Below are 24,654 nucleotides of genomic sequence, written 5' to 3'. Positions count from 1 at the left end.
TTTCCTCCGGGCGCTTCCCTTCGTTGTTTCCAACCTTACCAGATTCTTTTTCCGTTCCGTTTCCGGTTCGGATTCAGTTTCCGGTGGCCGTTGGAAGGCCTTTGCCTTTCGGCGCTCCACCACTTTAGACCATTTCCCTGACGACTCATAATCGAGTCGCTGGATTGAATTCCGGACACGCCGGAAGCCGACCCATTCGGGAAGTCGATCTTAGGTGGTGGATGGCTGCTCCGGGGGTGCCTCGAACGGCAGGCCCATCTCTTGCAGCTCGGTAGACGTTAGACGCTTCGGGCCCCTGAGTCAAGTCCTCCTCCGGCGGCGTGGTGTGTGGGCCCGGTACGGGCTCACCGTGGGGTCGCCGTCGATCCAGAAGCGCCAGGGATGGGTGGCCCCGTCGCCGCCCACTCCCGTACGGGGGCCGGTGCGGACCTGGTCGGGGCGGACCGGGGTTCCGTGCAGGACGGAGAGGGGGGACGCCGGGCCGGAGCAGGCGTCGGTGCCGTCGAGAGTGCGGTCGACGTCGAGGGCGGTGGCGAGGCGGGCGGGGCCTTTGGCCAGTTCTTTGTCGTATCGGGCCGAGAGTCGGCGTTTGCGGGCGAGCTCCTGGCCGACCCGGACCTCGCCGGCGCGCAGCAGGACACCGCTCGCGGCGCCCTCGGGGCCGCAGACCAGATTCAGGCAGTGCCACATGCCGTAGGTGAAGTACACGTACGCGTGACCCGGCGGGCCGAACATCACGGCGTTGCGGGCGGTGCGGCCACGGTAGGCGTGCGAGCCCGGGTCGGCCTCGCCCGCGTACGCCTCCACCTCGGTGAGGCGGAGCTCGATGGGGCCGTCGTCCGTCATGCGCACGAGTGTGCGGCCCAGGAGGTCGGGGGCGACCTCCAGTACGGGGCGGTCGAAGAAGGCCCGTGGCAGCGGCGTACGGTCGGAGCTCTCGATCATGTCGTACGAGCGTACTGGGAACCGGCCGCGGGCCTTCCGCGTATGCGCGTATGTAGGGGTCAGGATCAGATCCGGTCCGTGAAGGTCCGTAAAGGAGTGAACATGGGGTTCAAGAAGCTGCTGGCGAGCCTGGGCGCGGGGGGTGCGTCCGTGGAGACGGTGCTCACCGAGGCGAACGTGGTGCCCGGTGGCGTCGTCCAGGGTGAGGTGCGCATCCAGGGCGGCTCGGTGGATCAGCGGATCGAGGGGCTGTCGGTCGGTCTCCAGGCGCGCGTCGAGGTCGAGGGCGGTGACCAGGAGGTCAAGCAGGACATCGAGTTCACGAAGGTGCGGCTCGGTGGGGCCTTCGAGGTGAAGGCGGGGGCGGTGCACGTGGTGCCGTTCGGCCTCGACATTCCGTGGGAGACGCCGGTCACGACCATCGCAGGGCAGCAGCTTCGCGGGATGGACATCGGTGTGTCGACGGAGCTGGAGATCGCGCGGGCCGTGGACTCCAGTGACCTGGACGCGATCAATGTGCATCCGCTGCCGGCCCAGCAGGCGATCCTGGACGCCTTCATCCAGCTCGGCTTCCGCTTCAAGAGCGCGGACATGGAGCGCGGGCACATCCGGGGAACGCGGCAGCGGCTGCCGTTCTACCAGGAGATCGAGTTCCTGCCGCCGCAGCAGTACCGGGGGCTGAACCAGGTCGAGCTCACGTTCGTCGCGGATGAGCACGAGATGGACGTCGTCCTGGAGATGGACAAGAAGCCGGGCCTGTTCAGTGAGGGCAGCGACTCGTACCGGGCCTTCAAGGTGGGGCTGAACGACTTCCAGAACACCGACTGGGCCGCGTACCTCAACCAGTGGCTCGCCGATGTCGGCGGCCGGCGCAACTGGCTCTAGGCTCGTCGAAGCTCATCCCAACCCTGCGAAAGAACAGTGAGACGGAGGTTCTGACGTGACCGTGGCCGAGGAGAAGAGGGCGCCGCTCCCCCACGACTTCCATCCGCAGGTGCCGTCGTTCACCGTGGTGAGCGATGACGTCGCGGCGGGGGCCGTGCTGGCGGACGCTCAGGTCTACGCGAAGGGCAACACCTCGCCGCATCTGCGGTGGGAGGGCTTCCCGGCGGAGACCAAGAGCTTCGCCGTCACGTGCTTCGACCCGGACGCGCCGACCGGGAGCGGGTTCTGGCACTGGGTGCTGTTCGACATCCCGGCGTCGGTCACCGAGTTGCCGGCGGGTGCGGGCAGCGGGAAGTTCGATGGGCTGCCCGAGGGGGCGGTGCACGTCCGCAACGACTACGGGTCGAAGGACTTCGGCGGGGCGGCTCCGCCGGCGGGCGAGGACCACCGTTATGTCTTCACCGTGTACGCGGTGGACACGGAGAAGCTCGGGCCGGACGCGGACGTGTCGCCCGCCGTGGTCGGGTTCAACCTCCGGTTCCACACGCTGGCGCGTGCTCAGCTCATCGGTCATTACGCGGAGCCGGCGGAGAGCTGATCGTTCGCTTTTTGTTTGCCCGTTCCTGGTCTTGGAGAGATCAGGAACGGGCATCTTTCGTTGCGCACGGATATTGCGTTGTCCAACCCGGCGCGCCCGGCCAGAGTTGATCCCAGCCCAAGGCCCGCCGAACAGGGCCGGGCCGGCATACGGGAGGTGGGCAGGATGCGGGACACGCTGGTACTCAACGCGAGCTTCGAGCCGCTGTCGACGGTGACACTGAACCGTGCGGTGGTGCTTGTGCTTCAGGACAAGGCCGTTGTCGAGCAGGAGCATCCGCGTCTGCGTATGCGGGCGGCAGCCGTGGAACTTCCGGTGCCCCGGGTGATCAGGCTCTGCCGGTACGTCAGGGTGCCGTTCCGAAGACAGGCCCCGTGGTCGCGGCGGGGTGTGCTGGTACGGGACCAGCACAGATGCGCGTACTGCGGGAGGCGCGCGACGACCGTGGACCACGTCGTGCCACGGGCGCAGGGTGGCGGGGACGACTGGCTGAACACGGTGGCGTCCTGCGCGGAGGACAACCACCGCAAAGCGGACCGTACGCCGGAGCAGGCGGGGATGCCGCTGCTCCACCAGCCGTTCATCCCGTCGCCGGCCGACGCGATGCTGCTCGCGCTCGGGGTACGGGGCCGGGAGGAACTGCCGGAGTGGCTGTCCTCGGCGGCCGCGTGAACCGCACCGCCCGCGTGAACGGCATCCGGTGAGCTGCGCCGGGTGAGCTGCGCCCGGTGAGCTGTGCCGGGTGAGCGGAAGCCCGTCTCGTTGTCCGACTCGTCGTCGGACCGGGGCGGGCTTCCGGTGTGCTGCGAGGTCAGTCCCTGAGGGTGAGTTGGACGATCGCGAGGACGCCGACCACGATGATCACCGCGCGCAGCACGGCCGGTGGGAGGCGACGGCCGACCTTGGCGCCGATCTGGCCGCCGATGGTGGAACCGACGGCGATCAGCAGCACGGCCGTCCAGTCGAAGTGGGCGACGAAGAGGAAGAAGAGCGCGGCGATGGTGTTGACGACCGCCGCGAGGATGTTCTTCGTCGCGTTGAGGCGCTGCAAGGTGTCGTGGAGCAGCATGCCCATGAGGGAGAGATAGATGATCCCCTGGGCGGCGGTGAAGTAGCCGCCGTAGACGCTGGCGAGGAGGAGGCCGGCGAAGAGGAGCGGGCCGCCGTCGGGGTTGCCGTGGGTGCCTTCGCGGTCGCGGCGGCGCTGGACGGCTCGCGAGATGCGGGGTTGCAGGAGGACCAGCACGAGGGCGAGGCCGACCAGGACCGGGACGATGGTCTCGAAGGCGGTGGCGGGCAGCAGGAGGAGCAGTATGGCTCCGCCGAGCCCTCCGGTGGCGGCGGCGGTGCTCAGGCGCAGGATGCGGCGGCGCTGGCCGGTGAGTTCGGCGCGGTAGCCGATGGCGCCGCTGATGGAGCCGGGGATCAGGCCGAGGGCGTTGGAGACGGTGGCGGTGACCGGTGGGAGGCCGGTGGCGACCAGGACCGGGAAGGTGATGAGCGTTCCCGATCCGACGATGGTGTTGATCGTGCCGGCGCCGATGCCTGCGGCGAAGACGGCGAGCATCTCCCAGATGGTCACGCGGTGCCCTCGCCCTTCGTACAGGATCAGTGCTTGCCGGATCGGTGCTTGATGCACTGATCATGCACGAAGGGGTGGGCGTTTCAGTCGACCGGGGGCTCTTCGCGGCGCTGTTGCGGCGGCTGCTTGGCGGCGCCGCCGGTGTTGAAGCCGGGGGTGCCGTTGCCGATGTTGCCGAAGGCGCCGGAGAGGCCCTTGAGGGCGTCGCCGATCTCGCTGGGGACGATCCAGAGCTTGTTGGCGTCGCCTTCGGCAATCTTCGGGAGCATCTGGAGGTACTGGTACGAGAGGAGCTTCTGGTCGGGGTCGCCGGCGTGGATGGCTTCGAAGACCGTGCGGACGGCCTGGGCCTCGCCCTCGGCGCGGAGGGCGGCGGCCTTGGCCTCGCCTTCGGCGCGGAGGATCGCGGACTGCTTCTCACCCTCGGCGGTGAGGATCTGGGACTGCCGGATGCCCTCGGCGGTGAGGATGGCGGCGCGCTTGTCGCGGTCGGCGCGCATCTGCTTCTCCATCGAGTCCTGGATGGAGGTGGGCGGCTCGATGGCCTTGAGCTCGACGCGGTTGACGCGGATGCCCCACTTGCCGGTGGCTTCGTCGAGGACGCCGCGGAGGGCCGCGTTGATCTCCTCGCGGGAGGTGAGGGTGCGCTCCAGGTCCATGCCGCCGATGATGTTGCGGAGGGTGGTGACGGTGAGCTGCTCGATGGCCTGGATGTAGCTGGCGACTTCGTAGGTCGCGGCGCGGGCGTCGGTCACCTGGTAGTAGATGACGGTGTCGATGTTCACGACCAGGTTGTCCTGGGTGATCACCGGCTGGGGCGGGAAGGGGACGACCTGTTCGCGGAGGTCGATCCGGTTGCGGATCGAGTCGATGAACGGGACGACGATGTTCAGCCCCGCGTTGAGGGTGCGGGTGTAGCGGCCGAAGCGCTCGACGATGGCGGCGCTGGCCTGCGGGATGACCTGGATCGTCTTGATCAGGGCGATGAAGACGAGCACCACCAGGATGACCAGGACGATGATGACTGATGGCATCGTGTGTTCCCCGTGCCCTTCGCTGCCGGTTGTCTGCCGGTTCGTTGCCGGTTGGTTCGATGATCGAGTTTCGCAGACGGCGGGCTCTCGCGTGCGCCGTTCGGCGGGAGTTGACCAGGTTGCGGTAGCTGACCGCAGGTCACATCACATCACTACGGCGGTCGCGCCGTCGATCTCGACCACGTCGACCTGCTGTCCCGGTTCGAATGTCTGGTCGGCGTCGAGGGCGCGGGCGGACCAGACCTCGCCGGCCAGCTTGATGCGGCCGCCGGTGCCGTCGACGCGTTCGAGCACGACGGCTTGCCGGCCTCTCAAGGCGTCGACGTTCGTGGCGAGTTGTGGCCGCCCGTCGCGGTGGCGGGCCGCGATCGGGCGTACCACCGCGATGAGCGCGACGGATACGGCGGCGAAGACGACCACTTGGGCCACGACGCCGAAGCCGAGGCCCGCGGTGACGGCTCCCGCGATCGCTCCCACGGACAGCATTCCGAATTCCGGCATCGCGGTCAGGACGAGCGGGATGCCGAGTCCCACCGCGCCGATCAGCCACCAGACCCATGCGTCGATGTCCACCTGGTCATGGTAGGACCGGGGGTCGGGTCGCGGACAGGGCGCGGTGGAGCACTTACGGGCAGGGCGTCAGGACAGGGGAAGGCCCTGGGCCGTGTAGCGGTCGCCGACGCGCTCGACGACGAGCGGCAGTCCGAAGCAGTGCGAGAGGTTGCGGGAGGTCAGTTCCGTCTCGACCGGCCCGGCGGCGAGCACCTTGCCCTGACGGATCATCAGGACGTGGGTGAAGCCCGGCGGGATCTCCTCGACGTGGTGGGTGACCATGACCATCGAGGGGGCGTACGCGTCGCGGGCGAGGCGGCCGAGGCGGCGCACCAGGTCCTCGCGGCCGCCGAGGTCGAGGCCGGCGGCCGGCTCGTCGAGGAGGAGCAGCTCGGGGTCGGTCATCATCGCGCGGGCGATCAGGGTGCGCTTGCGCTCGCCCTCGGAGAGGGTGCCGAAGGTGCGGTCCAGGAACTCGGTCATGCCGAGGCGGTCGAGGAAGGCGCGGGCGCGGTCCTCGTCGACGGCGTCGTAGTTCTCGTGCCAGGTCGCGGTCATGCCGTACGCGGCGGTGAGGACCGTCTGGAGGACGGTCTGGCGCTTGGGCAGCTTGTCGGCCATGGCGATGCCGGCCATGCCGATGCGCGGGCGCAGCTCGAAGACGTCGACCTTGCCGAGCTGGTCGCCCAGGATGCGGGCGGTGCCGGTGCTCGGGAAGAGGTAGCTGGACGCGACGTTGAGAAGGGTGGTCTTGCCGGCGCCGTTGGGGCCGAGGATGACCCAGCGCTCGCCCTCCTTGACCGACCAGGAGACGTCGTCCACCAGAGCGCGTCCGTCGCGGACCACGGATACGTCCACCAGCTCCAGTACATCGCTCATGAGCGCGTTGTCTCCCCTATGCGGTCGAGTCTCGTCGTCGCTTGCGCCTGTGGGCGAAGCTCCCAGGGGAAAACCTACGCCACCGGTGGCGGGAGCCGGTCGTTAGGTCTCCCCTGTCCGGTTCTCCGCGGTGGGCTCGGGTCCGGTTCGGGGACGGTGTGTCGGTGGCAGTGCCTAGGGTGGGGGGATGCTTTCGGAACCACGTTCAGGACGGTTGGCCGCATGGGGGAACGCCCTGCTGGCCGGGTTGGTGTCGCCGGATGAGGCCGTGCTCGCGATCGTCGGGGACGACGCCGTGCACCGGGTGGAGGGCCTGCCGGGCGAGGAGGGGCCGGTCGGTTTGACGCTGGCGCTGGGGCGGCTGCGGGCGCTGGGCGTCAAGGGATGGCGGGTGGCGCTGCCCGCGCCGGGGCATCCGCTGGGGCTGAGCGGCCCGCCGGAGTTCAACGCGCGGGCGCTGGAGGCCGAGGAGGCGGTCGTCGGGTACGGGGCCGGTTTCGGCCTCGTACCGGAGGTGTACGAGGCGGGGCCGGAGCCGGGGGACCTGCATGTGGAGGTGCTGTGGCACTGCCTGCCCGTGCGGGAGGCGCCGCCGGCCGACGTGCCGTCGCTCGGCGAGGCGGAGCGGGAGCTGGCCGAGGCGCTGCGGGACGCGACGGTGGTGCTGACGCGGCTGGACGTGGCGGCGTCGGGGCCGGTGGCGGAGGCGGCGCTGGACGCGTACCGGGCGCGGGCGGAGGCCGGGCGCGAGGTGCTGGCGCCGGGGTATCCGCCGCGGGCGGTGCGGGTCCTGGAGCTGGCCCAGCGGGTGGGCCTGCTGGTCTCGCTGGCCTATTCGCCGGCCCACGGGTCGGGCGGCGCGCACGGCGGGGCGGTGAGCGCGTCCGAGATGGCGGCCCGGGCGGAGGCCCTGCGCCCGGTGGAGCGCGTGGCCCGGCGCGCCCAGGTGGCGGCGTTCAACGCGTGGGTGGAGGAACGCGAGCGGGGATGAGCGGCGGCGGCCGGGGCGCGCCGGGGGGCGCCCGCGTTCCGGGCGTGGGGGGTAGGCGGGGCGGCGCGCCGCCGGGGCCCGGTGCATGGGGGTGGGGTGCCCGGTGGCGCGGGGTGAGCGGCGTGCACCCCGGGCGGGCGGCGCAGTGCGAGGGCGGTGTGCGCCCGGGGCGGCGCGCCCTTCCGGGCATGGGCGCGGCCCGGGCGGTAGCGGCTCGCTGAGCGAGTGGCGTGGGTGCGGGGGCGGTGGGGGCGCCCCCGCCTTCCGGTGCCCGAACCTGGAGGGCGGGTGACCATGGGTGAGCGGCGCGTGGCGGGCGAGCGGAGCGGGTGGGGCCGCCCCGCCCTGTGGTGCCCGACATGGGGGTGGGGCCGAGTCGGGCCGGGGCCTCTTTGGTGGGTGGGTATGGGTCGGCCCCCAGGCGGGGCTGGGGGCCGGGGGCGTTCGGGCGTCAGTGGTTGACGGCGGTGTTGCCGAAGGCCGGGTTCAGGGCGCCGATCACGTTGACGCTGTTGCCCGTGGCGTTCACCGGGACGTGAACGGGGACCTGCACCAGGTTGCCGGAGCCGACGCCGGGCGAGTGGACGGCGGCGCCGTTCGCGTGCGCACCACCGGTGGCGGACGCGGCGCCCGCGGCGGCGGCCACGAGTCCACCGGCGACCATGGTGACGGCAGCGGCCTTCTTCAGGTTCTTCACTTCGGAAATCCTCCGTTGACTATCGCTGCGGCGATCACCGCAGCACGCCATGGAGAACGCCCACGCGGCGCTCGGGTTGCGCCGAGTGGGTGACATACACCCGACAGTATGAATCTCGTACCGGAGAGGGGCCCCGGATTGACCCGGTCAGCCCGTCAGGCCGTGGCGGACCGCCCAGAGCGCGGCCTGGGTGCGGTCGGCGAGGTCGAGCTTCATCAGGATGTTGGACACGTGCGTCTTGACGGTCTTCTCGGAGAGGACCAGCGCCCGAGCGATCTCGCGGTTGGAGCGGCCGTCGGCGATCAGGCCGAGGACCTCCCGCTCCCGGTCGGTGAGGGTGCCGCCCCGGCCCGTGCCGCCGTTGGTGTCCTCCTGGGAGAGGAGCGCCACGGCCACCTCGGGCTGGAGCAGGACATGACCCGCGTGTACGGAGCGGATGGCGCCGGCCAGCGCGTCCGGGTCGACGTCCTTGTACACGTAACCGGACGCGCCCGCCCGCAGGGCCGGGATGACCGTGCGCTGCTCGGTGAAGCTGGTGACGATCAGCACCTTGGCCGGGTTGCCCAGCTCGCGGAGCTTGCGCAGCGCCTCGATGCCGTCCATGCCGGGCATCTTGACGTCCATGAGGACGATGTCGGGGCGCAGCTCCTCGGCGCGGGCCACGCCCTCGGCGCCGTCGCCCGCCTCCCCCACCACCTCGATGTCGTCCTGGACCTCCAGAAAGGTACGCAGGCCGCGGCGGACCACCTGGTGGTCGTCGACCAGCAGGACGCGGATGGTCTTGTCAGCCACCGGGGACCTCCATCTCGATCGTGGTGCCCTTGCCGGGCGCGGACTGGACGGTGAGCTTCCCGCCGACGCCACCCGCCCGGTCCCGCATGGAGACCAGGCCGAGGTGGCGGCCGGCCCGGCGGACCGAGCGCGGTTCGAAGCCCTTGCCGTTGTCGGTGACGCTGAGGATGGCGCCCTGGCCGCGCCGTACGAGGGAGACGGCCACGTGGTCTGCCCCGGAGTGGCGCAGGGCGTTGTGCAGCGCCTCCTGGGCGACCCGGAGCATGGCCTCCTCCTGGGCGGCGGGCAGGGCCCGTACGCCGGAGCTGTCGAAGGTCACGTGGGCGGTGTGGGCGCGGTCCAGGACCTGTATCTGCGTTCGGAGGGTGTGGACCAGGCCGTCCTCGTCGAGGGCGGCCGGGCGCAGCTCGACGACCGCCGCGCGCAGCTCGTCCGCCGCCTCGGCGGCGAGCACGGCGACCTGCTGGAGCTCGCCCTTGGCGCGGGCCGGGTCGCGGTCGACGAGGGCAGCGGCGGCCTGGGCGGTGAGGCGCAGCGAGAACAGCTTCTGGCTGACCGCGTCGTGCAGCTCGTGGGCGAGGCGCGAGCGCTCCTCGGCGATGGTGAGCTCGCGGCTGCGCTCGTACAGCCGGGCGTTGGTGAGGGCTATCGCGGCGTGCTGGGCGAGGATGCCGAGGAGCTCCTCGTCGTCCTCGGTGAAGCCGCAGCCGCGCTCGGGGGCCGGGCCTTCCGGGCAGCGCTTGTTGGCGAGGAACAGCGCGCCGATCGTCTCGTCGCCGTCCCGGATGGGCAGGCCCAGGAAGTCGGACATGTCGGGGTGGGCGGAGGGCCAGCCCTCGAAGCGGGGGTCCTCGCGGACGTCGGCGAGGCGCTCGGTCTTCGCCTCGTGGAGCATCGCCGCGAGGATGCCGTGCTGGCGGGGCAGGGGGCCGATCGCCTTCCACTGCTCCTCGCTGACGCCGTCCACGACGAACTGGGCGAACCCGCCGTGGTCGTCCGGCACGCCCAGCGCCGCGTACTCGGCGTCGAGCAGCTCACGGGCGGAGGCGACGATCGTCTTGAGGACGTCGCGCACCTCCAGGTGACGGCTCATGGCGAGCAGCGCGGTACTGACGGCGGCGAGGCCGGAGCGGGGCGGTCGATCGGTCATGCGTTCACGTTACCGGCGGGGTGTGACAGTCCGTATCGGACCGAGGACGGCGGCCGATTAGGGCGGAAGGCCTAGGCCGAAGTCCCTTGCGGGTCCGGGTCTCGGGCCCGAGGCGGGCGTCCGGGGGCGGGTTCCAGGCTGAGGGCAATCGACTCGGCAAAGGAATGGGTGTCATGGCTGTCGCGATCATCACGGGTGCGTCCAAGGGGTTGGGGCGGGCGCTGGCCGCCGGGCTCGCCCGGCAGGGATGGGATCTGGTGCTGGACGCCAGGACCGCCTCCGTACTGGAGGAGAGCGCGCGGGAGGCGCGGGCGTACGGGACGCGGGTGGTGGCGCTGCCGGGGGACGTCACGGACGGGTGGCACCGGGCGGCGCTGGTGGCGGCGGCGCGCGAGCTCGGCGGGCTGGACCTGCTGGTCAGCAATGCGAGCGCGCTGGGTGCCGAGCCCCTCGTACGGCTGGACGCGCTGCCGCTGGAGGGGTTGCGGGCGGCGCTGGAGACGAACGTGGTGGCCGCCCTCGGTCTCGTACAGGAGGCCCTTCCGCTGCTGCGGGCGAGCGGGGCCGGCACGGTGATCGCGCTCAGTTCGGACGCGGCGGCGGAGGCGTACGAGACGTGGGGCGGGTACGGGGCGTCGAAGGCCGCGCTGGACCAGCTCGCGGCGGTCCTGGCCGTGGAGGAGCCGGAGCTGCGGGTGTGGGCGGTCGACCCGGGCGACATGCGGACGGACCTGTACCAGGCGGCCGTGCCGCTCGACGACGACTCCGGCCGCCCCAGCCCCGAGTCGGTGGTGCCGGGCTTCCTGCGGCTGCTGGCGGAGCGGCCGGCGAGCGGGCGGTTCGCGGCGCCGGCGCTGCTGGGGGTGGACGCGTGAGCGTGCTGGAGGCGCTGCGGGTGCCGGAGGAGCTGTCCGCGCGGGTGCCGGCCGAGCAGCGGGGCGCGGGGCGGGACGACGTACGGCTGCTGGTGTCGCATGGGGTCGAGGTGTCGCACCATGCGTTCCGGGAGCTGCCGGGGCTGCTGCGGGCCGGGGACGTGCTGGTGGTGAACACGTCACCCACGCTGGCCGCGGCGGTGACCGGGCGGCTCGGCGGGGACGCCGTGGTGGTGCACTTCTCCACGCGCGGGGACGACGGCCGGTGGGCGGTGGAGCTGCGGGACCCGGACGGGCGGGGCACCACGCGGCCCAGGGCCGGGGGGCCGGCGGGCGGGGTGGTGCGGCTGCCCGGTGGGGCGCAGCTCGTGCTGGAGGAGCCGCTGAGCCCGGGGTCGGGGCGGTTGTGGTGGGCTTCCGTCTCGGTGGGTGTGCCGGGGCTGCTGGCCGGGTACGGGCGCCCCATCCGGTACCGGTACACGGAACGGGACCAGCCGGTGGCCGCGTACCAGACCGTCTTCGCGCGGCCCTCCCGGGATGGCGCGGGCTCCGCGGAGATGCCGAGTGCGGCGCGGCCCTTCACGGCGGGGATGGTGGCGGAGCTGGTGAGCCGGGGCGTGCAGTTCGCGCCGGTGAGGCTGCACGCGGGCGTGGCGTCGGCCGAGGCGCACGAGCCGCCGTACCCGGAGCGGTTCGAGGTGCCGGCGGCCACCGCGTGGCTGGTGGGCGCGGCGCGGGCGGGTGGCGGCCGGATCGTGGCCGTGGGGACGACGGCGGTGCGGGCGCTGGAGTCGGCGGCCGGTGACGACGGCGTCGTACGCCCGGCCGGGGGCTGGACGGACCTGGTGGTCACGCCGCGGCGTGGGGTGCGCGCGGTGGACGGGCTGCTGACCGGGCTGCACGAGCCTGAGGCCTCGCATCTGCTGATGCTGGAGGCGATCGCGGGGCGTGCGGCGCTGGGCCGTGCGTACGCCGAGGCGCTGAGGCGGCTCTACCTGTGGCACGAGTTCGGCGACGTCCACCTCATCCTGCCGGACGAGGCCGGATGAGGGGCCTCACGGAGCGCATTGCTCGTGCAACAGATGGTGAGACCGTTACGTGTCCGATGTGAGCCCGCACATAGGACCCAGGTCACTTACGAACCCGGCTAGTGGAGGACATAAGTAGCGGATGAGTGCTGGTGCAGCGGGTGCGCGGCGGGTGCGGAGGCACTCTCCGGCACCCGCTGATCCACTACCCGGCTTCGTACGTCACACCTTTGCCACAGGATTTTGCGGCCGCTAAGAATTGCAGCCGTCGCCCGCCGCAGCAGGCGTAGCGCCGCCCCGGCCAAGCGACGTCCCGCTATTCGAAGAGGTACGACTGCATGTCCGCGTCCAGCACCCGCCCCGGCTTCAGCCGTCTCAAGCAGAACCACAAGCTCTCCCTCGCCGGCATCGCCACGCTGAGCGCCGCCGCGCTCGCGTTCTCCGTCGTTCCGGGCAACGACGCCGCCGCCGAGACCGAGCCGCAGGCTGTCGCCGCCGCCCCCGCTGCCGCTCCGGTCGCGCTGACCAACACGCTGGCCAACACCCAGAGCAAGCCCCTGCACCTCGGCATCACCGAGCAGCAGACCACCATCGAGCTGAAGGCGAAGGCCGACGCCGCCGCCGCGAAGGCGAAGGCCCAGGCCGCCGCTGCCGCCAAGGCCAAGGCCGCCGCTGCCGCGAAGGCGAAGGCCGAGGCCGCCGCGAAGAAGCGTGCCGCCGCCAAGGCCGCCGCGAGCCGCGCCGCCGCCCGCAAGCCGGTGTTCGCCAACAACCTCGACGGCTGGATCCGCGAGGCGCTCTTCATCATGAAGAAGCACAACATCCCGGGTACCTACGAGGGCATCCACCGCAACATCATGCGGGAGTCCAGCGGTAACCCCCGGGCCATCAACAACTGGGACATCAACGCCATCAACGGCGTCCCGTCGAAGGGCCTGCTGCAGGTCATCTACCCGACCTTCAAGGCCTACCACGTGCCGGGCACCAAGTTCGACCAGTACGACCCGGTCGCCAACATCGTCGCCGCCTGCAACTACGCGGCCGACCGCTACGGCTCCATGGACAACGTGAACAGCGCCTACTGAGCCGGTTCACACAGGCCGGTCAGAGATGCCGAAGGGCGGCACCCCGTGCGGGTGCCGCCCTTCGGCGCGTGTGTCCACGCGCGCGTACTACTGCGTACTACTTGCGCATGACCTCGGGCTCGTGGCGGCGCAGCAGGCGTGCCACGATCACGCCGCAGAGGGCGCCGAGCGCCAGGAGCGCGCCCATGTCGACCATCCACTGACCCACCTCGTGGTCCCACAGTGGGTCCGTGTCGGTGGGGTCGTCCTGGTTGGGGAAGAGCTTGTTGAGCTCCACGGTCGTACCGGCGGCGGCGACGGCCCAGCGGGACGGCATCAGGTACGAGAACTCGTTGACGCCGACCTGGCCGTGCAGCGTGAACAGGCAGCCCGTGAAGACGACCTGGATGATCGCGAACATCACCAGCAGCGGCATGGTCTTCTCGGCGGTCTTCACCAGCGAGGAGATGATCAGGCCGAACATCATCGAGGTGAAGCCGAGCGCCATGATCGGCAGGCTCAGTTCCAGGCGCACCAGGGAGGAGCCGAAGAGCAGGCCCTCGTCCGGCACGTCACGCATGCCGAAGCCGATGCCGCCGATGATCGCACCCTGCACGATGGTGATCAGACCGAGGACGATCACCTTCGACATGAGATACGCCGAACGTGACAGGCCGGTGGCCCGTTCCCGTTCGTAGATAACCCGTTCCTTGATCAGTTCTCGTACGGAGTTGGCGGCACCGGCGAAGCAGGCGCCCACCGCGAGGATCAGCAGGATCGTCGCCGCGCTGCCGTTGGGGCCGCGCGGGCTGGGCCGGAGCCCGTAGTTCGAGCTGATGAGCGTGGAGACCACGCCGAGAACGGCCGGCAGGATCACCATCAGGGCCATGAAGCCCTTGTCGGAGGCGATGACCGAGAGGTAGCGGCGGATCAGGGTCCAGAGCTGCGCGCCCCAGCCCTGCGGCTTGGGCGGCCGCATCGCGTGGGCCGACGGCATCTCCACCGACTGCGGGGCGACGGCGTCGAGGTCCGCGGCGTACATCTGGTAGTGCTGCGAGCCCTTCCAGCGGCCCGCCCAGTCGTAGTCGCGGTAGTTCTCGAAGGCGGAGAAGACGTCCGCCCAGGTGTCGTAGCCGAAGAAGTTGAGCGCCTCCTCCGGCGGACCGAAGTAGGCCACCGAACCGCCGGGCGCCATGACCAGCAGCTTGTCGCAGAGCGCGAGCTCGGCGACGGAGTGGGTGACGACGAGGACCGTGCGGCCGTCGTCGGCCAGCCCGCGCAGCAACTGCATGACGTCGCGGTCCATGCCCGGGTCGAGGCCGGAGGTCGGCTCGTCCAGGAAGATCAGCGACGGCTTCGTCAGCAGCTCCAGCGCGACGGAGACGCGCTTGCGCTGGCCACCGGAGAGCGCGGTGATCTTCTTGGTCTTGTGGATGTCGAGCTTGAGCTCGCGCAGGACCTCGTCGATCCGCGCCTCGCGCTCCTGCTCGGTGGTGTCCGCGGGGAAGCGGAGCTTCGCGGCGTACTTGAGCGCGGTCCGGACGGTCAGCTCCTTGTGCAGGATGTCGTCCTGCGGGACCAGACCGATGCGCTGGCGGAGCTCGGCGAACTGCTTGTACAGGTTCCGATTGTCGTAGAGGACGTCACCCTGGTTGGCGGGGCGGTAGCCGGTGAGCGCCTTCAGCAGGGTGGACTTTCCGGAGCCGGACGGGCCGATGACCGCGATCAGCGACTTCTCCGGAACGCCGAAGGAGACGTCCTTCAGGATCTGCTTGCCGCCGTCGACCGTGACGGTGAGGTGGCGGGCCGAGAAGGAGACCTCACCGGTGTCGACGAACTCCTCGAGCCGGTCGCCGACGAGCCGGAACGTCGAGTGACCGACGCCGACGATGTCGTTCGGGCCGATGAGCGCGGAGCCGGACTTGGCGAGCGGCTGACCGTTGACGTACGTGCCGTTGTGCGAGCCGAGGTCGCGGATCTCGAACCGGCCGTCGGGCGTGGCGTGGAACTCGGCGTGGTGGCGCGAGACCTGGAGGTCGGAGACGACCAGCTCGTTCTCGAGCGCACGACCGATGCGCATGACCCGGCCCAGCGCCACCTGGTGGAAGGTGGTCGGGCTGCGCTCGGCGTGGACGGGCGGGACCGCGGCGCCGCCACCGCCCTGGCCCGGCACCTTCTGCGCGAACTGCTCGGCAGGGCCGCCAGGGTGACCGGCGGGGCCGGGCGGCTGGTGCGGGACGTGCGGCTGGGCCTGCGGCTGGCCCTGGGCCGGTGCCTGTGCCGGTACCTGCGCGTGTGCCTGGTGCGGGTACTGAGGCTGCGGCTGCTGCGGCTGTGCCTGCTGGGGCCAGCCCTGCTGCTGGGGCTGCTGGTGCGGGGCGGCGGCCGGGGCTTGGCCCTGGGCCTGCTGCTGCCAGGCCTGCTGCGGCGCGGCCGACTGTGCGTGCGCCTGGGCCTGCGGGGCGGCGGCCTGCGCGCTGTACGCGCCGGCGCCCGCCGCGGCGTCGGTCAGGCTCAGCCGGGGACCGTCGGTCGCGTTGCCGAGGTGCACGGCGGAGCCGGGGCCGATCTCCATCTGGTGGATCCGCTGGCCCTGCACATACGTGCCGTTGGTGGAGCCGTGGTCTTCGATGACCCAACTGCGGCCGTTCCAGCTCACCGTGGCATGCCGCCACGAAACCCTGGCGTCGTCGATCACCAGGTCGCCCTGCGGATCACGTCCGAGGGTGTACGACCTGGACGGATCGAGAGTCCAGGTCCTTCCGTTCAATTCCAGTACGAGTTCCGGCACTCCATGCCCCACTACTTGTCCCCCGAGTTCCCCCCGTGGCAGGGAGTCTAGGGATGGCGAACATCGGGGGGAACTATTTCAGGCCCGGTGCCCGAATCGAAAGTCGGGCGGTGTGAAGACAGCGCGCAGGCGCTGCGGCGCCCCGCATCCGTGTGCCGTTGACTCCGGAAAAATGCGCCCGGAGAGTGGTAAGCACCCATGAGTGCGTACGGATCATGCGCGAATGGGGCAACTCGGTACGGATCGCGGGTCCTTCAGGGGGTCCTGATGCACGAGGACGGCGGTGACGGAGGCATCCGGTGGGGCGATGTGATCCTGGCCTCGATCGCCGCCGTGAGCTGGGCCCTGGTGGGTATGACGGGCGTCGCGGCGCTCGGTCTGCACCTGCTTGGGGCGGATACGGCCGATACGGCGGTTGGGGCGTTTACGACGCATTGGTTGAGGAGTGCGGTGGCCGTCGTCGTGCTGGGGGTGGGCGGTTCGGTGACGCCGTGGGGCGAGGTGTCCGGCTCCGGGCCGGGAGGCGCGGCGGCCGAGGGGGCCATCGACTTCACGCCACTGGGAGTGGGCGTGGTGGGGGCGCTGCTGCTCTCGTACCTCTTCCTGCGGTCGTTGCGGGCCGCGGCGGGGCACGCGTACGTTCCGGTGACTGAACTCGCCGCTCGGGTAGGGGTGTTGGCCGGTCTCTTCGTGGCGGCGGTGGGTGGTCTGGCGTGGGTGGGTCAGGACATGCGCCGGGGTTCGGCTCTGCCGTTGGAGGCGTCGGCCGGCTTCCGGGTGGACACGGCGGACTCGTTGGCGGGTGCGCTCTTCTGGGTGCTGGGTGTGGTGGTGCTCGCCCTGGTCGCGTCGCCCCGCGCGCCGCTGCCGCCCGGATGCGGCTGGGACGCGGTACGGCGCATGGTGCGCCCCGCCGCCTCCGCGCTGGTAACGGTCGCGGTGGTGGCGGTGGCCGCGGGGTGGGCGGCGGCGGGGTACGCGGCGGTCGGCGACGAGCACCCGGGCCGGGTGGTGGGCGCCGCGCTGCTCGGCGCGCCGAACGGGGCGTGGCTCGGGGTCACCGTCGGGCTCTTCGTGCCCTGGGAGGGGCGGGCGTCCGGGGGCTTGGCGGGGGCGTTGCCGGACCCCCTGGGTGAGCTGCTGCGGGTGTCGTCCGGCGAGCACGTGACGGTCGGGCGGCTGGCCGAACTGGACCGGGGCGTGTGGCTGTTGGTGGTCGCGGCGGGGCTGCTGATGCTGGGCGCGGGTGCGCTGACCGCGGTGCGCACGGCGCGGGGCGGGCTCGGGCCGGTGGCCTTCGCGGGGCGGTGCGCGGTGCGGCTGGGGGCGGTGACGGCGGTGGGGCTGCCGCTGGTGGTGTGGCTGGCGGGGGTGTCGGCGAGCGTTTCGGTGTCGGTGTCGGTTTTGGGGGTGGGGGTGGGGGTGGATGGCGTCGGTGGTGCGGCTGGGGTCGGTGGTGTGGCTGGGGTCGGTGGTGTGGCCGGGGTCGGCGGGGCGGGCGGGGGTGTGGAGCTGCGGGGCGACGGGGTCATGGCGCTGGTGCTCGGCGCGGTGTGGGGTGCGGCGGCGGGCGGCGCCGGGGCGCTGCTGGCGCATGGGGCGGGCGTGGCGGGGCGCGGGGCGTGGTTGCCCGCGGCGGCCCGGGCGGTTCCGGTGCCATGGTGGGGCCCCGGGGCTCCCGGCGTTCCGGGGCCGTACACGCCGTCGGTCCCGTACCGGCCGCCGAACCCCGACACGAACCCGTATCTCCGGCTACCGCGACCCGGCGGCCCGCCGGATGGGCCGACGGAGGGCCGCCCGCCGGGGCATGGGCCGGGGCAGGGGCCGGGGCAGGGGTGGCCGGGCGGGTGAGGTCGCGTGGGGCACTTCCCGGCCACCGAGGTGTCCGCTGATCGGGACGGGGCGCGCCCCGGACTCCCGGGGCCGATACGGTGGGGGGACCATGAGCGCATCGCAGACCTCTGACGTTCCCACCCTTCTCGTCAAGATCTTCGGGAAGGACCGCCCCGGGATCACCGCCGGGCTGTTCGACACCCTGGCCGCCTTCTCGGTCGACGTGGTCGACATCGAGCAGGTCGTCACCCGTGGCCGCATCGTCCTGTGCGCGCTCGTCACGGAGCCGACCGTGAGCACCGAGGGTGAGCTGCGGGCGACCGTGCACAGTTGGGCCGAGTCCCTGAAGCTCCAAGCGGAGATAATCTCCGGTACGGGTGACAACCGGCCGCGCGGCTCGGGGCGCTCGCACGTCACCGTGCTGGGGCACCCGCTGACGGCCGAGGACACGGCGGCCATAGCGGCCACGATCACCGGGACGGGCGGCAACATCGACCGTATCTTCCGGCTGGCGAAGTACCCGGTGACGGCCGTGGAGTTCGCGGTGTCGGGTACGGAGACGGAGCCCCTGCGCACCGCGCTGGCCACCCAGGCCCATGAGATCGGCGTGGACGTGGCGGTGGTGTCGGCGGGGCTGCACCGCAGGGCGCAGCGGCTGGTCGTCATGGACGTGGACTCGACGCTGATCCAGGACGAGGTGATCGAGCTCTTCGCGGCGCACGCCGGGTGTGAGGAGCAGGTCGCCGAGGTGACGGCGCGGGCGATGCGCGGCGAGCTGGACTTCGAGCAGTCGCTGCACGCGCGCGTGGCACTGCTCGCCGGGCTGGACGAGTCGGTCGTGGACAAGGTACGGGCCGAGGTCAGGCTGACGTCGGGCGCGCGCACGCTGATCCGGACGCTGAAGCGGCTCGGGTACCAGGTCGGTGTGGTGTCGGGCGGCTTCACCCAGGTCACGGACGACCTGAAGGTCCGGCTGGGGCTGGATTTCGCGTCGGCCAACACGCTGGAGATCGTGGACGGCAAGCTGACGGGCCGGGTGACCGGCGAGGTCGTCGACCGGGCGGGGAAGGCACGGCTGCTGCGCCGGTTCGCCGCCGAGGCCGGCGTACCGCTCGCCCAGACGGTGGCGATCGGCGACGGCGCCAACGACCTGGACATGCTGAACACGGCCGGTCTGGGCGTGGCCTTCAACGCCAAGCCGGTGGTGCGCAAGGCGGCGCACACGGCGGTGAACGTGCCCTTCCTGGACACGGTGCTGTACCTGCTGGGCATCACCCGCGAAGAGGTCGAGGCGGCGGACGCCGGGCAGGTCTAGCGGCCGACAGGCGCCGGCTGACAGTCGCTCCGGACGGGCCGGACGGGCCGCCCGGACTGGACGGACGGTCCGGTCGGCCGGCCGGGAAGACCGGAAAGGCCCGGACGCCCTCTGGCGTCCGGGCCTTCGCCCGTGCACGGGCACAGGTCAGTCGTGCGGCGCCCAGTAGCTCAGCAGCCTGCCCACGCCGTGCTCCACGGACTTCCACGAGCCGCTGAAGCCGACGACGGCGAAGGCGGAGGTCGGGAAGGCGCTCCGGTTCATCCGGGCGAGGGCGTCGCCGTCGGCCTGGCCGGCGAGGGCGTCGGCGACGGCGTGCATGCCGGGGTTGTGGCCGATGACGAGAAGGTCGTTCACATCCTCGGGGGTTTCGTTGAGCAGCGCGAGAATCTCGCCGAGCGAGGCTTCGTAGAGCCGCTCCTCGTACACGGTCTTGGGCCGCTGGGGCAGCTCCTGCACCGCCAGCTTCCATGTCTCGCGGGTCCTGGCCGCGGTCGAGCACAGGGCCAGATCGAAGGTGATGCCGGTCTCGGCCAGACGACGGCCGGCCACGGGGGCGTCCTTGCGGCCTCGCTCGGCGAGGGGCCGCTCGTGGTCGGACACCTGGGGCCAGTCGGCCTTCGCATGCCGGAGTAGCACGATCCTGCGGGGTGTATCGACGCTCATGGTCCCCAGCTTCGCACGAAACACGCCAGGGAGCGGTGGCTGTTGACGAGCTCGCCCCCTACCGCGCGAGCGTGTGCTGGATCTGCTCGACGATCCGGGCGACCGCCGGGTCACCACCCGCCGCGTGCGCCTCAGCACCCCCGGCTATCAGGGCGAAGAGGACGGCGAACGCGAGCACGGGCAGTGCCACGCCCCACCACGGCAGCCGGGTGCCGGCGCCGCCGCTGTCGCTGGTGGCGTGCGTCCATCGCTGGTGCGTACGGGCCGACATGGCCGCCTCCGTGAGTGGTCCGTGATGCCGAGGTCGAGGTGACATCAACGCTACGGATCATGGGTCGCCGGGCCCATCCGGCAAGCCACCCACTTGACCCTGAGCCTGACCCCCTAGGGGATGGTGGGGCCAGCCCCACCATCCCGCCGGCTCACGGCGAGGCGATGCTCGCGATGATGCCGATGACCACGCCGATCGCCAGCATCGTGCCGACCACGATGAGGAGCTTCTTCTGGCCGTTCTGGGGATTCGGGTCGAGCACAGGTCGCATGGGCCCAGTCTCGCATCTCAGGTTTCGTCCTCGATGGTCCGGTCCCGGCCGGCGATGACCCCGACGATCATCTGCGGCACCATCAGCCCCGCCATCAGCGTGAGCGGGGTCTCCCAGCCGCCGGTGTGCTCGTAGAGGGCGCCGATCAGTGTCGGTCCGGGGATGGAGATCAGGTAGCCGACGCTCTGGGCGAAGGCGGAGAGACGTACGACACCGCCGCTGGTCCGCGACCGCATGCCGATCATGGTGAGGGCGAGCGGGAAGGCGCAGTTGGAGACGCCGAGCAGGAGCGCCCAGGCCCACGCCCCGGCAGCGGGGGCGAAGTGGAGGCCGGCGTAACCGCTCAGTCCGCACAGGCCGAGGGCGACGACGATGGGGCCCTGGTTCTTCATGCGGGTGGCCAGCCGGGGGATGACGAAGGCGAGCGGCACGCCCATCACCATGGTCACGGCGAGCAGCACTCCGGCGGTGCCGGCGGAGACCCCGGCGTCGCGGAAGATCTGCGGCATCCAGCCCATGGTGATGTACGCGCCGGTGGCCTGGATCCCGAAGAAGCAGCCGAGCGCCCATGCGGTGCGGCTCCGCGTGATCCGCCGGGCGGGCGCCTCCTGGCCGCCTGTGCCGTCCGTCGCGCCCGTGCCGCCGGTCACGCCCGTGGCGCCCGCGTCCGTCGCACCCACGCCGTCCGTGGCGCGCGCGCCCGTACCGCCCCCGGCGCCCCGCGCCGGAGCCTCCGCCGCGCCCCGGCCCCGGTCGCGGTCGCGGACCAGGGGCAGCCAGGCCGCCACCGCGAGGGCGCCGAGGAGCGCCCAGACGGCCAGGCCGGTGCGCCAACTGCCGCCGAGGGCGTCGGTGACGGGGACGGTCGCGGCGGCCGCGAGGGAGGTGCCGAGGGCGAGGGCCATGGAGTACAGGCCCGTCATGGTGCCGACGCGGTCGGGGAAGTACCGCTTGACGATCACCGGCATGAGGACGTTGCTGACGGCTATGCCCATCAGGGCGAGGGCGCTGGCGGCCAGGAAGGCGGCGGTGCCGTCCGTGAAGGGCCGGATGGCCAGGCCGGCCGTGATGGCGGCCATGCCGGCGAAGACGATGGCGCCGGGGCCGAAGCGGCGGGCGAGCCGGGGCGCGGTGATGCCGAAGACCGCGAAGCAGAGCGGCGGTACGGAGGTGAGGACGCCGGCGACGCCGCCGCTCATGTGGAGCCCTTCGCGTACCTCTTCGAGGAGGGCGCCGAGGCTGGTGATGGCGGGGCGGAGGTTGAGCGCCGCGAGGACCAGGCCGACGATCAGGAGCCGGGTGAGCCAGACCGGCAGCGCGGGCTGTGGCGGGGCCTCGGCGCGGGTAGGTGCGGGAGTGTCGGGCATGAGGGTCCGGGGCTGGGGCCCGGCCCCGGTCCGCGCATGGGTGCCGGCCTGGGTCCGGGCATGGGGCCGGGGCTGGGTTTGGGTCCGGGTCCGTGGCGTGGCCTGAGTCGGGGGCTGCGTCTGGGCATGGGTCTGCGGCTCGTCGGACATGAATCCATCATAGAATCATGGGATGATTGGCTGTCCAATCCTCCTCTTCCGAGGCCTCTTCGAAGGAGCCAGGGAACACCATGGCGCTCAGCTCCCCCCGCCGATCCGCGCTCTCCGACCAGGTGATCGCCGAGCTACGGAACCAGATCACCTCGGGCGAGTGGCCGGTCGGCTCCCGGATCCCCACCGAGCCGGAGCTGGTGGAGCAGTTGGGCGTGGCCCGCAACACGGTTCGTGAGGCGGTCCGGGCGCTCGCCCACAACGGCCTGCTGGACATCCGCCAGGGCTCGGGCACGTACGTCATCGCGACCAGCGAGCTGGCCGGGGTGATGCACCGGCGGTTCGCGTCCGCCGACCCCCGGCACATCGCCGAGCTGCGCTCCACACTGGAGTCGTCGGCCGCCCGGCTGGCCGCCGAGCGGCGTACCGAGCGGGACATGAAGCAGTTGGACGCCCTGCTGGCCCGGCGCGAGGAGGCCTGGGCGGCGGGCGACGCCGAGCGGTTCGTCGCGGCCGACGCGACGTTCCACCTGGCCGTGGTCGCGGCCTCGCACAACGAGGTCATGACCGAGCTCTACGCCGACCTGGGCCATCTGCTGCGGGAGTGGCTGCGCGACGACGTGGGCCAGGAGCTGCGGCCGGAGAACCACATGGACCACGGCCGACTGGTGGAGGCGATCCGGGCCGGGGACGCGGACGCGGCGGCCGCCGAGGCGGCCGGGTACCCGTTCGTGTGCCTCAGCGGCGATCGGGCACCGGCTGGTGGCTGATCCAGGCGTCGTCGACCTCTTTCCAGCAGCGCTGGGTCAGCTCGGCATAGGCCGTGGGCCCGACGGCGACGGGCGCGCTGTCGGAATCGATGTCCCACCACCGGGCGCACTCGACGTGCAGTTGGACGCGGTCCGTGACCGGATAGGGGTTGTGGCAGTACGCGGTGACGCGGGAGCCCTCGACCGACGTACGGCACGAGGCGACGTACGCGTCCCTCTCGGCGGCGTACGCCTGGGCGCCGACGGCGAGGCCCGCCAGCAGGGCCGCGGTGGCGGTCAGGGCCACCGCCCTGTGGTGTTGTGCTCGGCGCTTCGTACGCACAGCCACACCTCCTCCCCGGACAACGGACGTTGATGTCCGTTGTGCACCAGTCTGCCGTGAGATCGGTGACTCTTCGACTTGAGGGGGCTCCGGAGCGTACACGAGTACGAATACCCCAGTACGGATACGCCGCACGGGCACGAACACACACGAAGGCCGCGCACCGCTCCCCCGGAGCGGTGCGCGGCCTTACGGCGTCGGCGCCGGAAAGGGCTCAGGCCCCCATGATGTGCACGCCGCCGTCGACGTGGATGATCTCGCCGGTCGTCTTCGGGAAGAAGTCCGACAGCAGCGCGACGATGCCACGGCCGGCCGGCTCCGGGTCGGACATGTCCCACTGGAGCGGGGAGCGCTCGTCCCACACCTTCGCCAGGTCGGTGAAGCCCGGAATGGACTTGGCGGCCATCGAACCGAGCGGGCCCGCCGAGATCAGGTTGCAGCGGATGTCCTGCTTGCCCAGGTCGCGGGCGAGGTAGCGGCTGGTGGCCTCCAGCGCGGCCTTGGCCGGGCCCATCCAGTCGTACTGCGGCCACGCGTACTGCGCGTCGAAGGTCAGGCCGACGACCGAGCCGCCGTTCTGCATCAGCGGCAGGCAGGCCATCGTCAGCGACTTCAGCGAGAACGCCGAGACGTGCATCGCGGTGGCCACCGACTCGAACGGCGTGTTCAGGAAGTTGCCGCCGAGCGCGTCCTGCGGGGCGAAGCCGATGGAGTGGACGACGCCGTCGAGACCGCCGAGCTCCTCGCGCACCACGTCCTCGACGCGGGCCAGGTGCTCGTCGTTGGTGACGTCCACCTCGATGACCTTGGCGGGCTTGGGCAGCTTCTTGGCGATGCGCTCGGTCAGCGTGGGCCGGGGGAAGGCCGTCAGGATGATCTCGGCGCCCTGCTCCTGGGCCACCTTGGCGGCGTGGAAGGCGATGGAGGACTCCATCAGCACACCGGTGATCAGGACGCGCTTGCCCTCGAGAATTCCGCTCATGTGACTCAGTGACCCATGCCCAATCCGCCGTCAACGGGAATGACGGCTCCAGTGATGTACGAGGCGTCGTCGGACGCCAGGAAGCGGACCGCGGCGGCGATCTCCTCGGGCTGCGCGTAGCGGCCGAGCGGCACCTGCGACACGATGTTCGCGCGCTGCTCGTCGGTCAGCACCTTGGTCATGTCGGTGTCGACGAAACCGGGCGCGACGACGTTGAACGTGATGTTGCGCGAGCCCAGCTCGCGGGCGAGGGAGCGGGCGAAGCCGACCAGCCCGGCCTTGGAGGCGGCGTAGTTCGCCTGGCCCGCGGAACCCAGCAGTCCGACCACGGAGGAGATCAGCACGACGCGGCCCTTCTTGGCGCGCAGCATGCCGCGGTTGGCGCGCTTGACCACCCGGAAGGTGCCGGTGAGGTTGGTGTCGAGGACGGACGTGAAGTCCTCCTCGGACATCCGCATCAGGAGCTGGTCCTTGGTGACGCCGGCGTTGGCCACCAGCACCTCCACCGGACCGTGCTTCTCCTCGATCTCCTTGTAGGCCTGCTCCACCTGCTCGGCGTCGGTGATGTCGCACTTGACGGCGAGGAAGCCCTCCGGCGGTTCGCCGGAGCGGTACGTGATCGCGACCTTGTCGCCGGCGTCGGCGAAAGCGCGGGCGATGGCGAGGCCGATGCCCCGGTTACCTCCGGTGACGAGAACCGAGCGGCTCAACGGATCACCCTTTCCATAGCGGTGTGGTACCTCGGAAACCTATCGGTCCGGCCCCCGCTACGGAGAATCGACCCCTGACAGTGGCGTACGGGTGTCACTGTCGGGTCCCTACAGAAAGCCCTGCGGAAAGCACT

General features: G+C 71.4%; 26 protein-coding genes. 10 read left to right on the top strand and 16 right to left on the bottom strand.

The features are described from left to right. Window positions 1-300: 300 nt before the first annotated feature. On the bottom strand, window positions 301-945 hold the full coding sequence (locus tag ACZ46W_RS15230) for a DNA-3-methyladenine glycosylase (RefSeq protein ID WP_468336919.1): 645 nt from the start codon (window positions 943-945) through the stop codon (window positions 301-303). 102 nt (window positions 946-1,047) lie between these two features. Here ACZ46W_RS15230 and ACZ46W_RS15225 point away from each other — a divergent pair, with 102 nt between their 5' ends. The 3 genes from ACZ46W_RS15225 to ACZ46W_RS15215 all read left to right on the top strand — a co-directional run bounded on the left by ACZ46W_RS15225 (window position 1,048) and on the right by ACZ46W_RS15215 (window position 3,100). Then, a complete protein-coding gene (locus ACZ46W_RS15225; protein ID WP_468336916.1) occupies window positions 1,048-1,830 on the top strand; it encodes a sporulation protein in 783 nt (260 codons plus the stop codon). Window positions 1,831-1,891: 61 nt separating this feature from the next. Next, window positions 1,892-2,428: a YbhB/YbcL family Raf kinase inhibitor-like protein gene (locus tag ACZ46W_RS15220; protein WP_468337052.1), complete on the top strand. Its 537-nt coding sequence runs from the start codon at window positions 1,892-1,894 to the stop codon at window positions 2,426-2,428. A 165-nt stretch (window positions 2,429-2,593) separates the two neighbouring features. Then, a complete protein-coding gene (locus ACZ46W_RS15215; protein ID WP_366129927.1) occupies window positions 2,594-3,100 on the top strand; it encodes an HNH endonuclease in 507 nt (168 codons plus the stop codon). Window positions 3,101-3,239: 139 nt separating this feature from the next. Here ACZ46W_RS15215 and ACZ46W_RS15210 read toward each other — a convergent pair whose 3' ends face one another. The 4 genes from ACZ46W_RS15210 to ACZ46W_RS15195 all read right to left on the bottom strand — a co-directional run bounded on the left by ACZ46W_RS15210 (window position 3,240) and on the right by ACZ46W_RS15195 (window position 6,475). Further along, a complete protein-coding gene (locus ACZ46W_RS15210) occupies window positions 3,240-4,010 on the bottom strand; it encodes a sulfite exporter TauE/SafE family protein (RefSeq protein WP_468336913.1) in 771 nt (256 codons plus the stop codon). An 83-nt stretch (window positions 4,011-4,093) separates the two neighbouring features. Beyond that, complete coding sequence (locus ACZ46W_RS15205; protein ID WP_031072403.1) at window positions 4,094-5,044, bottom strand: SPFH domain-containing protein; 951 nt, start codon at window positions 5,042-5,044, stop codon at window positions 4,094-4,096. 144 nt (window positions 5,045-5,188) lie between these two features. Continuing rightward, window positions 5,189-5,617 carry an NfeD family protein gene (locus ACZ46W_RS15200; protein ID WP_468336909.1) on the bottom strand — a complete coding sequence of 143 codons (429 nt, stop codon included), beginning with the start codon at window positions 5,615-5,617 and terminating at the stop codon, window positions 5,189-5,191. 66 nt (window positions 5,618-5,683) lie between these two features. Continuing rightward, a complete protein-coding gene (locus ACZ46W_RS15195) occupies window positions 5,684-6,475 on the bottom strand; it encodes an ABC transporter ATP-binding protein (protein ID WP_366129930.1) in 792 nt (263 codons plus the stop codon). Window positions 6,476-6,662: 187 nt separating this feature from the next. Between ACZ46W_RS15195 and ACZ46W_RS15190 the strand changes: the two genes are divergently transcribed. After that, entirely contained in the window at window positions 6,663-7,466 is an 804-nt protein-coding gene (locus ACZ46W_RS15190) for a hypothetical protein (protein WP_468336906.1), read from the top strand. Between the two features lie 451 nt (window positions 7,467-7,917). Here ACZ46W_RS15190 and ACZ46W_RS15185 read toward each other — a convergent pair whose 3' ends face one another. The 3 genes from ACZ46W_RS15185 to ACZ46W_RS15175 all read right to left on the bottom strand — a co-directional run bounded on the left by ACZ46W_RS15185 (window position 7,918) and on the right by ACZ46W_RS15175 (window position 10,105). Then, on the bottom strand, window positions 7,918-8,163 hold the full coding sequence (locus ACZ46W_RS15185) for a chaplin (protein WP_468336903.1): 246 nt from the start codon (window positions 8,161-8,163) through the stop codon (window positions 7,918-7,920). 147 nt (window positions 8,164-8,310) lie between these two features. Next, on the bottom strand, window positions 8,311-8,955 hold the full coding sequence (locus tag ACZ46W_RS15180; protein ID WP_468336900.1) for a response regulator: 645 nt from the start codon (window positions 8,953-8,955) through the stop codon (window positions 8,311-8,313). Then, the gene (locus ACZ46W_RS15175; protein ID WP_468336897.1) at window positions 8,948-10,105 is read right to left on the bottom strand and encodes a GAF domain-containing sensor histidine kinase; all 1,158 of its coding nucleotides are present in this window, start codon (window positions 10,103-10,105) and stop codon (window positions 8,948-8,950) included. The genes ACZ46W_RS15180 and ACZ46W_RS15175 overlap by 8 nt, the downstream gene beginning before the upstream one ends. A gap of 173 nt (window positions 10,106-10,278) precedes the next feature. Here ACZ46W_RS15175 and ACZ46W_RS15170 point away from each other — a divergent pair, with 173 nt between their 5' ends. The 3 genes from ACZ46W_RS15170 (at window position 10,279) to ACZ46W_RS15160 (ending at window position 13,093) form a co-directional block, all read left to right on the top strand. Further along, window positions 10,279-10,980 carry an SDR family NAD(P)-dependent oxidoreductase gene (locus tag ACZ46W_RS15170; RefSeq protein ID WP_468336894.1) on the top strand — a complete coding sequence of 234 codons (702 nt, stop codon included), beginning with the start codon at window positions 10,279-10,281 and terminating at the stop codon, window positions 10,978-10,980. After that, window positions 10,977-12,029 carry an S-adenosylmethionine:tRNA ribosyltransferase-isomerase gene (locus ACZ46W_RS15165; RefSeq protein WP_468336891.1) on the top strand — a complete coding sequence of 351 codons (1,053 nt, stop codon included), beginning with the start codon at window positions 10,977-10,979 and terminating at the stop codon, window positions 12,027-12,029. The genes ACZ46W_RS15170 and ACZ46W_RS15165 overlap by 4 nt, the downstream gene beginning before the upstream one ends. 317 nt (window positions 12,030-12,346) lie before the next feature. Next, window positions 12,347-13,093, top strand: coding sequence for a transglycosylase SLT domain-containing protein (locus tag ACZ46W_RS15160; protein ID WP_468336888.1), 747 nt, complete (start codon window positions 12,347-12,349; stop codon window positions 13,091-13,093). 97 nt (window positions 13,094-13,190) lie between these two features. Here ACZ46W_RS15160 and ACZ46W_RS15155 read toward each other — a convergent pair whose 3' ends face one another. Further along, window positions 13,191-15,863 carry an ABC transporter ATP-binding protein/permease gene (locus ACZ46W_RS15155; protein WP_468336884.1) on the bottom strand — a complete coding sequence of 891 codons (2,673 nt, stop codon included), beginning with the start codon at window positions 15,861-15,863 and terminating at the stop codon, window positions 13,191-13,193. Between the two features lie 267 nt (window positions 15,864-16,130). On the opposite strand from ACZ46W_RS15155, the gene ACZ46W_RS15150 reads away from it, so the two are divergent. Further along, window positions 16,131-17,714 (top strand): streptophobe family protein, encoded by a 1,584-nt coding sequence (locus ACZ46W_RS15150; RefSeq protein WP_468336881.1) that lies wholly within the window; start codon window positions 16,131-16,133, stop codon window positions 17,712-17,714. 91 nt (window positions 17,715-17,805) lie between these two features. Further along, the gene (serB, locus tag ACZ46W_RS15145; protein ID WP_468336877.1) at window positions 17,806-19,011 is read left to right on the top strand and encodes a phosphoserine phosphatase SerB; all 1,206 of its coding nucleotides are present in this window, start codon (window positions 17,806-17,808) and stop codon (window positions 19,009-19,011) included. Window positions 19,012-19,158: 147 nt separating this feature from the next. Here the strand turns inward: serB and ACZ46W_RS15140 are convergent, their stop codons facing one another. The 4 genes from ACZ46W_RS15140 to ACZ46W_RS15125 all read right to left on the bottom strand — a co-directional run bounded on the left by ACZ46W_RS15140 (window position 19,159) and on the right by ACZ46W_RS15125 (window position 21,586). Further along, entirely contained in the window at window positions 19,159-19,677 is a 519-nt protein-coding gene (locus ACZ46W_RS15140; protein WP_366129943.1) for a SixA phosphatase family protein, read from the bottom strand. 58 nt (window positions 19,678-19,735) lie between these two features. Beyond that, a complete protein-coding gene (locus ACZ46W_RS15135; protein WP_468336874.1) occupies window positions 19,736-19,948 on the bottom strand; it encodes a hypothetical protein in 213 nt (70 codons plus the stop codon). 151 nt (window positions 19,949-20,099) lie between these two features. Further along, on the bottom strand, window positions 20,100-20,219 hold the full coding sequence (locus tag ACZ46W_RS15130; RefSeq protein ID WP_468336871.1) for an SGM_5486 family transporter-associated protein: 120 nt from the start codon (window positions 20,217-20,219) through the stop codon (window positions 20,100-20,102). Between the two features lie 17 nt (window positions 20,220-20,236). After that, on the bottom strand, window positions 20,237-21,586 hold the full coding sequence (locus ACZ46W_RS15125) for a CynX/NimT family MFS transporter (protein WP_468336868.1): 1,350 nt from the start codon (window positions 21,584-21,586) through the stop codon (window positions 20,237-20,239). A 230-nt stretch (window positions 21,587-21,816) separates the two neighbouring features. Here ACZ46W_RS15125 and ACZ46W_RS15120 point away from each other — a divergent pair, with 230 nt between their 5' ends. Further along, entirely contained in the window at window positions 21,817-22,506 is a 690-nt protein-coding gene (locus tag ACZ46W_RS15120; RefSeq protein WP_468336866.1) for a FadR/GntR family transcriptional regulator, read from the top strand. On the opposite strand, the gene ACZ46W_RS15115 is transcribed toward ACZ46W_RS15120, so the two are convergent. The 3 genes from ACZ46W_RS15115 to fabG form a co-directional block, all read right to left on the bottom strand. Continuing rightward, window positions 22,475-22,828, bottom strand: a complete 354-nt coding sequence (locus ACZ46W_RS15115; protein ID WP_468336862.1) for a hypothetical protein — start codon at window positions 22,826-22,828, stop codon at window positions 22,475-22,477. The two genes, ACZ46W_RS15120 and ACZ46W_RS15115, sit on opposite strands and share 32 nt — an antisense overlap. 214 nt (window positions 22,829-23,042) lie before the next feature. Beyond that, window positions 23,043-23,810, bottom strand: coding sequence for an enoyl-ACP reductase FabI (gene fabI, locus ACZ46W_RS15110; RefSeq protein WP_468336859.1), 768 nt, complete (start codon window positions 23,808-23,810; stop codon window positions 23,043-23,045). 5 nt (window positions 23,811-23,815) lie between these two features. Then, complete coding sequence (gene fabG, locus ACZ46W_RS15105; protein WP_468336856.1) at window positions 23,816-24,520, bottom strand: 3-oxoacyl-[acyl-carrier-protein] reductase; 705 nt, start codon at window positions 24,518-24,520, stop codon at window positions 23,816-23,818. Window positions 24,521-24,654 lie beyond the last annotated feature (134 nt).

The organism is Streptomyces sp. NPDC031064, from assembly GCF_055570965.1.
The sequence above is the reverse complement of the archived record's forward strand: the minus strand, read 5'-3'. Positions and strand labels throughout refer to the sequence as shown.